Annotated in this window: 11 protein-coding genes; 8 read left to right on the forward strand and 3 right to left on the reverse strand. The window is 75.8% G+C overall.

Features of this window, described 5'->3' with window-relative positions; translation table 11 throughout:
* The first annotated feature begins 188 nt into the window (after window positions 1-188).
* From ACWEPF_RS38925 to ACWEPF_RS38955, 7 genes are read left to right on the forward strand one after another with little or no spacing between them, the layout of a single operon-like run.
* A complete protein-coding gene (locus ACWEPF_RS38925; RefSeq protein WP_452176385.1) occupies window positions 189-872 on the forward strand; it encodes a hypothetical protein in 684 nt (227 codons plus the stop codon).
* On the forward strand, window positions 869-2,080 hold the full coding sequence (locus tag ACWEPF_RS38930) for a GNAT family N-acetyltransferase (RefSeq protein ID WP_452176386.1): 1,212 nt from the start codon (window positions 869-871) through the stop codon (window positions 2,078-2,080). Before ACWEPF_RS38925 ends, ACWEPF_RS38930 begins: the two co-directional genes overlap by 4 nt.
* Window positions 2,067-2,525: a type II toxin-antitoxin system RatA family toxin gene (locus tag ACWEPF_RS38935; protein ID WP_345288160.1), complete on the forward strand. Its 459-nt coding sequence runs from the start codon at window positions 2,067-2,069 to the stop codon at window positions 2,523-2,525. Before ACWEPF_RS38930 ends, ACWEPF_RS38935 begins: the two co-directional genes overlap by 14 nt.
* Complete coding sequence (locus ACWEPF_RS38940; protein WP_452176387.1) at window positions 2,522-3,754, forward strand: aspartate aminotransferase family protein; 1,233 nt, start codon at window positions 2,522-2,524, stop codon at window positions 3,752-3,754. The genes ACWEPF_RS38935 and ACWEPF_RS38940 overlap by 4 nt, the downstream gene beginning before the upstream one ends.
* A gap of 26 nt (window positions 3,755-3,780) precedes the next feature.
* Window positions 3,781-4,035 carry an acyl carrier protein gene (locus ACWEPF_RS38945; protein ID WP_452176388.1) on the forward strand — a complete coding sequence of 85 codons (255 nt, stop codon included), beginning with the start codon at window positions 3,781-3,783 and terminating at the stop codon, window positions 4,033-4,035.
* On the forward strand, window positions 4,032-5,297 hold the full coding sequence (locus ACWEPF_RS38950; RefSeq protein ID WP_452176389.1) for a beta-ketoacyl-[acyl-carrier-protein] synthase family protein: 1,266 nt from the start codon (window positions 4,032-4,034) through the stop codon (window positions 5,295-5,297). Before ACWEPF_RS38945 ends, ACWEPF_RS38950 begins: the two co-directional genes overlap by 4 nt.
* 37 nt (window positions 5,298-5,334) lie before the next feature.
* The gene (locus ACWEPF_RS38955) at window positions 5,335-6,360 is read left to right on the forward strand and encodes an SDR family oxidoreductase (protein ID WP_452176390.1); all 1,026 of its coding nucleotides are present in this window, start codon (window positions 5,335-5,337) and stop codon (window positions 6,358-6,360) included.
* Between the two features lie 7 nt (window positions 6,361-6,367).
* Here the strand turns inward: ACWEPF_RS38955 and ACWEPF_RS38960 are convergent, their stop codons facing one another.
* Entirely contained in the window at window positions 6,368-6,952 is a 585-nt protein-coding gene (locus tag ACWEPF_RS38960) for a TetR/AcrR family transcriptional regulator (RefSeq protein ID WP_452176391.1), read from the reverse strand.
* A 122-nt stretch (window positions 6,953-7,074) separates the two neighbouring features.
* Here ACWEPF_RS38960 and ACWEPF_RS38965 point away from each other — a divergent pair, with 122 nt between their 5' ends.
* Window positions 7,075-7,533, forward strand: a complete 459-nt coding sequence (locus ACWEPF_RS38965; RefSeq protein ID WP_345288171.1) for a nuclear transport factor 2 family protein — start codon at window positions 7,075-7,077, stop codon at window positions 7,531-7,533.
* Here ACWEPF_RS38965 and ACWEPF_RS38970 read toward each other — a convergent pair.
* Window positions 7,489-8,730 (reverse strand): serine hydrolase domain-containing protein, encoded by a 1,242-nt coding sequence (locus ACWEPF_RS38970; protein WP_452176392.1) that lies wholly within the window; start codon window positions 8,728-8,730, stop codon window positions 7,489-7,491. The genes ACWEPF_RS38965 and ACWEPF_RS38970 overlap by 45 nt on opposite strands.
* Before the next feature lie 421 nt (window positions 8,731-9,151).
* Window positions 9,152-9,974: Dyp-type peroxidase (locus ACWEPF_RS38975; RefSeq protein WP_452176393.1), on the reverse strand; the 823-nt coding region annotated here is incomplete at its 5' end.

Consider the following 9,974-nt stretch of genomic DNA (forward strand, 5'->3'; position numbering starts at 1 on the left):
CCCGGCGGCCTGGGCCGCGCTCGGGCTGAGCCTGCTGTTCGTGGTGATCCGGCTGTTCCGCCGGGAGACGGTGCAGCACGCTGCTGCTGGCCTCCGGCTTCGCGGAGGGCCGGGCCGGCCAGAACATCCTCAAGCCCCACATCACCGCGCAGCTGCGCGGCGGGAAGGTGGTGCTCAACGGCAGCAAGATGCCCTGCAGCCTGGCCCGCTCGATGGACCTGCTGACCGCCTCGGTGCTGCTGGCCGACGAGGACGGCGTCGAGCGCCTCGCCGTCGCCCTGGTCCCCGCCGGGACCCCGGGCGTCGAGGTGCGCCCGTTCTGGCGCAACCCGGTGCTGGCCGGGGCGGAGAGCGAGCAGGTGGTGCTCACCGAGGTCGAGCTGGACCGCGGGCAGGTGGTGCTCACCGAGGTCACCGCGGACGCGGTGCCGGACGACCTCAACACGGCGGGCTTCCTCTGGTTCGAGCTGCTGCTGACGGCCGGCTACCTCGGCGTGGCCTCCGCCCTGGTGGAGCGGGTGCTGACCAAGCCGGGCGGCCCGCCCGAGGACCCGGCCGTCCACCTGGTGGAGGTGGAGGCCGCGACGCTCGCGGTGGAGGCGGTCGCCCGCGCCCTGGACGACGAGGACCAGCCCTGGGACGACGGGCTGCTGGTGGCCGCCCTGACGGCCCGTTACGCGGCCGAGGACGCCATCGCCCGCACCACCCGCGGCTGCCTGTCCGCCCTCGGTGGCATGGCCTTCGTCGGCTCGGGCGACGGCGGCTACCTGGCCGCAGCGGCCGGGGCGCTCGGCTTCCACCCGCCCGCCCGGGCACGGATGGCCGGGCCGCTGCGCGAGTACCTCGGCGGCCGTCCGCTGCGGATCGGATGACCGGGGTGACGGCCGCCCCCGGCTACCGGGTCGAGGTGGCGCGCGGCGTCGACGCGCTCCCGCCCGGACTCTGGGAGCGCCTGGCACCGCCGGACGACCCGGTCTGGTCACGCCCGGTGCTGCGCGCGATGGAGGCGGGCGCGATCGGCCCCGACGGCTACGCCCACCTGGTGCTCCGTCAGGACGCCCCCGGCGAGCGGGAGGCGCTCGCGGTGCTGCCGGTCGCGCTCTTCCCGGGACTGCGGCTGGACGAGGTGGTCGGGGCCGAGGACCGGCGCCGCCTCGCCCCCGTCCGGCGGGCCCTGCCGGGCCTGCTCCGGGCGCCGATGCTGTTCTGCGGCCACCTGCTGGGCCAGGGGCACCTGCTGACGGACCGCCGCCTCCCGCGCCGCGCCCTGGACGTGCTGGTCGCCGGGGCGCTGGCACTGGCCCGGCGCGAGCGCCTCGGCACGGTGGTGTTCAAGGACTTCGCCCCCGTCGAACTGGCCGGGCTGCGGCCCGCTCTGGAGGCCGCGGGGTTCTTCCCCGTCCCCGCCCTCCCCGACACCGAACTGCGCCTCGGCCCCGGGGGGTTCGAGGACTACCTGGCCCGGCTGCCCGCCAAGGCGCGGCGCAACGCCCGCAGCAAACTGCGCCGCTCCGCCGCCTGGCCCGGCCTGCGGACCGAGGTGCTGACCGACTTCGCCCACCTGCTGCCGCAGATGCTCGGGCTCTACCGGCAGGTGATGGCCCGGGCCGACCAGCGGCTGGACGTGCTGGACGGGGCCTTCCTGGCCGCCGTCCACCGCGCGCCCCCGGCCGGGCGGCGGCTGGTCGCCTGCTTCGAGGGGGACCGGCTGGTCGCCTTCCTGCTCTGCCTGTTCGCCGGTACGGGCGCCACCGGCGCCCGGATCGGCCTGGACTACCGGATCGCCCACCAGGCCGGGCTCTACCACGCGGTGCACCACGCCGCGATCCGGCTGGCCCTGGACGCCGGGTGCACCCACATCCGGTTCGCCCAGACCGCGTACCAGCCCAAGCTCGAACTCGGCTGCGAGCTGGTCGAGCTGTGGTCCGCGATGACCCACCTGCGCCCGCTGCGGCGGACCCTGCTGCGCCGGGCGCTGCCCCCGGCCCTGACGGCCGCGCGGGCCCGGGCCCTCGGCCCGCACGCCGCCGGCCACACCCCCGTCCCCGATCCCGAGAGGTTCCCCCGTGCCGCACGTTGAGGTCGAACTGCCGATCGCCGCACCGCCGGACGCGGTCTGGGCGGCGGTGGTCGACGTGGAGTCGTACCAGCACTGCATGGAGAGCGTCGACGAGGTGGTGGTGGTCGAGCAGGGCGACGAGCACCACCGCACCACCGCCTGGTCGGTGCGGCTGGAGGGCTCGGTGCTGCGCTGGACCGAGGCCGAGGTGGTCGACCCGGCCGCCCGGCGCTTCGACTTCCGTCAACTCACCGGCGACCTCGGCGAGTTCCGCGGCCACTGGGCCGTCCGGGAGGACGGCGAGGGCGGCAGCCTGGTGGCACTCGCCGCCGAGTTCGACATCGGCATCCCGCTGCTCGCCGAGATGCTCAACCCGATCGCGGCCGAGGCCCTGCGGGAGAACGCCGAGCAGATGATCGCCGCCCTGCGCACCCGCCTCGTGCCGGCCGTCGCGGTGGGCGCATGACCACGACGGTGGCGACGGAGGTCTTCGACCAGCTGCGCCGCCACCTGTCCGCCAAGCTCGCCCTCACCGGCAGCTTCGCCGGCCGCGGCGCCGTGGAGGAGGCCGCCGAGGGGGCCCGGGTCACCCTCTCCGACGGGCGCCGGGTGCTGGACTTCGGCTCCTACGCCGTCACCCTGCTCGGCCACCGCCACCCCGAGGTGCTGGCCGCCGTCCGCCGCCAGCTGGACACCATGCCCACCGCGACCCGCAGCCTGGCCAACCCGGTGGCCGCCCGCGCCGCCGGACTGCTCGCCGCCCACCTCGGCGGCGCCCTGCCCAAGGTGCACTTCGGGCTGAACGGCTCCGACGCGGTCGAGGTCGCCGTCAAGCTCGCCCGGCTGGCCACCGGCCGCGACCGGGTGCTCGCGGTGCGCGGCGGCTTCCACGGGAAGTCGCTCGGCGCCCTGGCCCTGACGCACAGTCCGCTCTACCGGGTCGGCCTGCGCGGCTGCGCGGTCGAGGTCGCCCACCTGGACCCGGACGACCCGCAGGCCCTGGCCCGGGAGCTGGCCACCGGGCCGGTAGCGGCCCTGGTCTTCGAACCGGTCCAGGGGGAGAACGGCGCCGTCCCGCTCCCGCCGGAGGTGCTGCGCACCTGGTGCGCGGCGGCGGTGGAGCACGGCGCGATGGTGATCGCCGACGAGATCCAGTGCGGACTGCGCCGCTGCGGCGAACCCTCGCTCGCCCTGGCCCTCGGCCTGCCCGTGGACGGCGTGCTGCTGGGCAAGCCGCTCGGCGGCGGAGTCGTCCCGCTCTCCGCCCTGGTCTGCTCCGAGCGGCTGTACGCGCGGCTGGACGCCGACCCCTTCCTGCACTCGGCGACCTTCGGCGGCCACCCGCTGAGCTGCGCGGCCCTGCCGCCCGCCCTGGAGCTGACGGAGCGTCTGGCCGGGCACGGCCGGACCCTCTCCGCCCGGCTGGACGACGGGCTCGCCCGGCTGCGCGCCCGCCACCCCGAGGCGGTGCGCGAGGTGCGGGGCCTGGGGCTGCTGCGCGGGGTCGACCTCGACACGCCCGCCCGCGCGGGCGCGATGGTGCTCGAACTGGCCGCCCGCGGCCTGCTGGTCTCGCCCTGCCTGGGCCGCCCGACCACCATCCGGCTGCTACCGCCGCTGGTGGCCACCGAGGCCGAACTGGCCGAAGGGCTCGGCCTCCTGGACGCCGCCCTGACGGCGGTGACCACCCGATGATCGCTCCGGCTCGACGAAGGACGGACATGCCCACGCGCGAGGAACTGGCCCTGGTGGTCAGGACGACCATCTCCGATGTGCTCGGCACGGAGGTCGAGGAGGTGCAGGAGCACACCAGCCTGCTGGCCGACTACGGCATCGACAGCCTGGAGCTGATGGAGATCGGCTCCCGGCTGGAACGCACCCTGGCCCTGCGGATCGAGGTCGAGGACCTGACCCGGGCCGAGGACGTCGGCCAGGCCATCGACCTGCTCACCCTCCGCACGGCGGGGGCCCGGTGACGGCGCGTCGGGGAGCCCGGCGGCCGGACGGCGGACACCGGGTCGCGGTCACCGGGATCGGCGTGAAGACCCCGGCGGGCAACGAGGTGCAGGAGGCCTACGAGACGGTGCTCAAGGCCCGCCCCACCGCCTCCGTCAGCGAACTCCTCACGGCGCGCGGCGTCTCGGTGCGGATCGCCTGCCTGGTCCCGCCGTTCGACGTGGAGTCCTACCTGACCCGCCGGGAGCTGCGGCAGATCGACCGGGCCGCCACCCTGCTGCTCTGCGCCGCCTCCGACGCCGTCGCCTCCGCCGGGTTCGCCGACTGCGGCGGGCTGTCGCCCGAGCGGGTCGGGGTGCAGATCGGCACCGGCATGGGCGGCCTGGCCAGCATGGAGCAGGTCACCACCGACCACTGGGACAGCCCCGGCGACCTCCCCGTCCACACCGTGCCGCGCACCATGGCCAACTCGGCCGCCAGCCGGCTCGCCCTGCGCTACGGGTACCAGGGCGCCTGCACCACCTACTCCTCGGCCTGCGCCAGCGGCACCACCGCGATCGGCGAGGCGGCCCGCCGGATCCGGCACGGCGAGCTGGACGCGGCGCTGGCCGGCGGCGTGGACGCCCCGGTCACCACGGTGATCGTCGGCGCTTTCGCGAAGATGCGCGCGATGTCCGCGCGCAACGGCGAACCCGGCCTGGCCAGCCGCCCGTTCGACACCGACCGGGACGGCTTCGTGATGGCCGAGGGCGCCGCCGTGCTGGTGCTGGAGCGCTGGGAGGCGGCGCTGGACCGGGGCGCCACGGTCCTGGGCGAGGTGGCCGGGTACGCGGAGAACTGCGACGCCTTCCACATCGTCGCCCCGATCGAGGACGGCGGGACGGCCGCCCGCTGCATGCGGCGGGCGGTCGCCGACGCCGGGCTGGCACCGGCCGACATCGGCCACGTCAACGCGCACGGCACCTCGACGGTGCTCAACGACCGCGCCGAGGCGCGGGCGATCGAGCGGGTCTTCGGCGCGGGGACGCTGCCGGTCACCGCGATGAAGGGCGTGACGGGCCATCTGATCGGCGGCTCCGGCGCGCTGGAGGCCGCCCTCGGACTGCTCTGCGCCGCCCGGGGCGAGGTGCCGCCGATCGCCAACCTGCGCAGCAGCCCCGAGGCCGCGCTGGTCGACCTGGTCCGCTCCGCGCCCCGGCGGATCCCGCCCGGGCGGCCGGTGCTCTCCAACTCCTTCGGCTTCGGCGGCCAGAACGCGAGCCTGGTTCTCCTCCCCGCCTGACCCGCCGTCACCTCCCCTCCTACGCTGGGACGATGCCATGCGAATCCTGCTGACCGGCGCGACCGGAGTGGTCGGCACCGAGGCCCTGGGCCTGCTGCGGGCCACCGGCCACACCGTGGTCCCGGTGGCCCGCCGGGCCACCCCCGAGGCCCCGCTCTCCTGGCGGATCGGCGCCGAGCCGCCGCCCGCCGACCTGGCCGGCCACTGGGACGTCATCGTGCACGCCGCGGCCACCACCCGCTGGACCCTGACCCGCCCGGAGGCGGTCGCCGCCAACCTCGAACCGCTGCGCGCCGTGCTGGCCCTGGCCGACCGCGACACCCACCTGGTCCAGGTCTCGACCGCCTACGTCGGCGGCACCCGCAACGCGCGGGACCTGCGCGGCGCCGAGTTCGAGGGCTACCGCAACGGCTACGAGTGGTCCAAGGCCCGCTGCGAGGAGCTGGTCCGGGAGGAGCACCCCGGGCCGCTCACCGTGGTCCGCCCGCCGCTGGTGGTCGGCCGCAGCGGGGACGGGCGGATCGCCCGCTTCTCCGGCCCGTACACCATCCTGCAGGCCCTGGTCTCCGGACTGGCCGCCGTGGTGGTCGGCGACCCGGGCGGCTACGCCGAGATCAGCCCCGTCGACCAGGTCGCCGAGGTGATCGCCGCCGCCGCACTGGCCGCGCCGCCCGCGGCCCCGCGCACCGAGGTGATCGCGGCGGGGCACGCCTGCCTGACGCTCTCGGAGCTGCTGGACGTCATCTGCGGGACGCTCAACTCCTGCCGAGCCGCCCACGGCGTGCCCCCGATCGCCCGGCCGCCGCTGGTCCCGGTGGAGCGCTGGGACCGCTTCTTCCTGCCGCTGGCGGACCGTCACCTCTCGCCGTTCCAGGCCCAGGCCGTGAAGCTGCTCGCGATGTTCCAGAGCTACACCGCGATGACCGAACCCTTCGCCCCGACCCACCCCGTCGCCGACCCGGCCGGGGTGATGGCCACCGCCGTGCGGCACTGGGCCGAGGCCAAGCCGCGGCTGTCGCTCGCCCGCCCGGAGCCGTGGACCCTGTTCGCCACGGCCTCCTGAGGGCGGGTCAGCGCGGCGGACGCAGGCCGTCGGTGATGACCGCGAGGACGCGGTCGCGGGCTCCGGGGTCGGCGGCGAGCTGCTCCACCGCTCCGCCGGCCGCGACCAGCAGGGCGATCAGCTCCGGCATCGCCAGGGCGGGGCGGACGGCACCGGCGCGCTGCGCGTCCTCCAGGAGCGCGGTGAGCCGGCCCAGGATCGCGTCGCTCGGTCCGCGGAGCGCGGTGTGGGCGTCCACCCCGGCCGCGGCCAGGGCCCGGGTGAACTCGCCCTTGCCGACGGAGCTCTCGACCAGCAGCCGGACGCAGTCGAAGAAGGCGGTGGCCGGGTCGTCCTCGTCGGCGAGTTCGGCGACCCGGGCGGCGACCGCCTCCAGGCGGCCGACCATCACCGCCTCCAGCAGGGCCTCCTTGGTCGGGAAGTGCCGGAACAGGGTGCCGACCCCGACCTCGGCGGCCCGGGCGATCTCCTCGGTGGGCACGGCGGTGCCGCGGGTGGTGAAGACCTCCGTGGCGACGTCGAGCAGCCGGGCGCGGTTGCGGGCGGCGTCCGCGCGCAGCGGGCGGTCCTGGCGGTCCTGACGGTCGGTCACCCTGCACCACACCTCTCGCCCGCCGGGGGCGGGAAAGCCTGGACAAGCGGAGTCGCCAGTCCGTATCGTTCTAAGCGGAGTCGCTGGTCCGATTCTAGCGGCCGAACCCACGGGGGTTGACCATGCCCGAAACCCTGTCACCGAGCGCCGTCTTCCACCGGCTGGTCGAGACGATCGGCGAGGAGCGCTACGGCGACCTCGCCGCCCTCTACGCCGAGGACGCGGTGGTCGAGACGCCCTTCCAGCCGGTCGGCCCGCGCCGGATCGAGGGCCGCCGGGCCCTGGCCGAGCGGTTCGCCCTGGTCGGCGCGGCCACGCCGGTCCGGCTGACCGCCACCGAGGTGGTGGTGCGCCGGACCGACGACCCCGAGGTGGTGGTGGCGGAGTGGGACTACCTGGTCCACCACCGGCCCACCGGGCGGGAGTTCACGGTCGCCAACGTCCAGGTGCTCCGGGTGCGGGACGGGCTGATCGTGCACAGCCGGGACTTCCACGACCACCTCGCCCTGGCCACGGCCACGGGTGCGGTGGAGGGCCTAGGCCTTCCCGACCCGCAGGTCGGGCCCGGTGCGGGGGAGTGACCACGGGGCCAGCGCGCGCGGTGCGGGCTGGTCGCAGAGGGTCTTGACGATCAGTGAGCCGATCGGCTGCCCGCTCGCCGAGTCGTCCTTGCCGACGTACGGGTTGTAGGAGAGGGCGAACTGCCGCTTTCCGTCCCGGCTGCCGAGCAGCAGCGTGCTCCAGCCGGGCAGCCCGCCGTCGTGGCCCCAGGCCGGTTCGCACCCCGGGCCGAGGTCGATCCGCAGCACCCCGAGCCCGTACGTCCCGTTCGGGGTGTTGGTCGGGACGGTGGTGGTCAGCGCCGCCATCTCGGCCGGGCGCAGCAGCTTCCCGCCGAAGAGCGCGGCGTGGAAGCGGTTCAGGTCGGCGGTGGTGGAGATGCCGTTCCCGGCCGCGTCCACCACGCTCGGGTTGAGCCGGGAGATGTCGGCCGGGCCGGCGGGCATGTCCAGGTAGGCGTGGGCGTACGGGCCGCCCAGGCCGGTCTGCGAGCCGGGGAAGGCGGTGTGCTCCAGGTGCAGGGGCTCCACGATCCGGCGCTCCACCTCGCGCTGCCAGCTGCGGCCGGTGACCTTCCGGACGATCATCCCGGCGAGGACGTAGTTGGTGTTCGAGTAGTGCCAGCCCTGGCCGGGGGCGAAGTACGGCGGGTGCTCGACGCCCACCGCGACCAACTGGCGGGCCTGGTAGTCGCGGTAGCGCCAGCCGCCGTAGGCGAAGTCCTGGAGTTCGGCCTCGTCGTCGACCAGGAAGCGGTGGTCCTCGGTGAAGTTGAACAGGCCGCTGGTGTGGTTGAGCAGCTGGCGGACGGTGATCGCGCCGCCGTTCGGGACGACGCCGGGCAGGTGGCGCTCCACCGGGTCGTCGAGCCGCAGCCGGCCCTCGCCCGCCAGCTGGAGGACGACCGTGGCCACGAAGGTCTTGGTCACGCTCCCGATCCGGAACCGCCCGTCCGCCCGGGCCGGCCGCCCGCCGTCCAGCTCCGCCACCCCGGCGGCGCCGTGCCACTGCGAGCGGCCGACCCGGATCTCGGCGAGCGCGGCCGTCATGCCGCCGTGTTCCACCAACTCCCGCAGCTCCTGCTGCCCCTCGACCCGGGCCCGCCGCTCCTCCCCGGCCCCGGCCACCGCCCCCTCGGCGGCGGCCACCGGAGCCACCGCCAACACGCTCGCCCCCGCCAACGCGACGGCTGCCAGCCGCACGCCCAACCCGGCCATGACGCCCCCTCTCCCCGGCCCCCCTGCGGCACCGGGCCACCACCCTCGCACCCGCCGCGCCCGCCGCACCTCCCCCGCGCGGGGTGCGCCGGAGCCCTTCGGAGGATGACCCTGACGGCCCGTCAAATCCTCCGCAGGGAGCTTGACTTGACGCTCCCGGTACGAGGTCGAGGCGGACGCGTGCCCCGGTGGCGACCGCCCGATCCCACCAGAGCGACAGCCCCCGAGAGCCTGTCTGACAATTCCCGCCGGGTCCGGCCCGCCCGGCACGCACGCTCGCCGCACGGCCGAAACGCCCAAGTAGCTCCGCTACGAGGGCGCCCCGGCCGCACGCCGATCGCACGCGCCCTCCTTGCCCGCCATCGGGCAGGAGGGGCCCTGAACGACCCGGCCTGATCCGACGCGAATTGTCAGACAGGCTCTAGAGGTCGGCGCCCAGCTGCCGTCCCTCGGGGGCGCCGGGGAGGACCCAGGCGAGGGCGGAGGCGGTGTGGGTCAGGAAGGGGGTGAGGGCGTCGTGTTCGGCGAGGCGGGTCTGGACCCGGGTGAAGAGGGCCGGGTCGCGGAGGAAGGCGCAGAACAGCAGGCCGCGGTCGGCGGGGCCGTCGTCGTAGGACCAGCTGCGCCGCAGCATCCGGGCGCCGCCGTCGAGCCGGGGGTTGCTCAGGCGGACGTGGGCGTCGGCGGGGAGGACGTAGGAGCCGTCGGGGTGCTTGGCGTAGACGTCGGGGGTGTCGTGCTCGGCGTTCCCGGTGAGCGGGGCGCCGGTGTCGGCCCGGCGTCCGACGGCCAGCTCCTGACGCTCCGTCGGGAGGGCCGCGAAGGCGGCGGTGTCCATCCGGATCCGGCGGTAGACCAGGACCGTCCCGTCCGCGTGCGGCCCGGGCGGGCCCCAGAGGGAGGGGTCGTCCGGGGCGGGGTTGGCGGTCCCGTCCTTGAAGCCGAAGAGGTTGCGCGGTGTCCGCCCCTCGGGGACGGGCGGCAGGAAGCCGGCCTGGCTCCAGCGGACGGCCGCGCCGCACCGCGCGGCGGCGGTGACCAGGTGCTCGGTCAGCACAGCGGTGGTCCAGGGCTGTTCGGCTGCGAGCTGGACCAGCAGGTCGCCTCCGCTGCGGGCGGGTTCGAGGCGGTCGCCGGCGAAGGCGGGCAGCTCGGCCAGGGCCGGCCCTGCTGACGGAGATCGCGTGCTCGTATCCGTTCGTCGACGAGGCCAGGGCGGGTGACGACGGCGAACTGGAGCGGAT

Source organism: Kitasatospora sp. NPDC004289, assembly GCF_053602875.1.

What these genes read in the sequence shown, in the direction of transcription:
- ACWEPF_RS38925 (WP_452176385.1), top strand. Translation starts at nt 189, where the DNA reads ATGCCCTGCAGCCTGGCCCGCTCGATGGACCTGCTGACCGCCTCGGTG.
- ACWEPF_RS38930 (WP_452176386.1), top strand. Translation starts at nt 869, where the DNA reads ATGACCGGGGTGACGGCCGCCCCCGGCTACCGGGTCGAGGTGGCGCGC.
- ACWEPF_RS38940 (WP_452176387.1), top strand. Translation starts at nt 2,522, where the DNA reads ATGACCACGACGGTGGCGACGGAGGTCTTCGACCAGCTGCGCCGCCAC.
- ACWEPF_RS38945 (WP_452176388.1), top strand. Translation starts at nt 3,781, where the DNA reads ATGCCCACGCGCGAGGAACTGGCCCTGGTGGTCAGGACGACCATCTCC.
- ACWEPF_RS38955 (WP_452176390.1), top strand. Translation starts at nt 5,335, where the DNA reads ATGCGAATCCTGCTGACCGGCGCGACCGGAGTGGTCGGCACCGAGGCC.
- ACWEPF_RS38965 (WP_345288171.1), top strand. Translation starts at nt 7,075, where the DNA reads ATGCCCGAAACCCTGTCACCGAGCGCCGTCTTCCACCGGCTGGTCGAG.
- ACWEPF_RS38970 (WP_452176392.1), bottom strand. Translation starts at nt 8,730, where the DNA reads ATGGCCGGGTTGGGCGTGCGGCTGGCAGCCGTCGCGTTGGCGGGGGCG.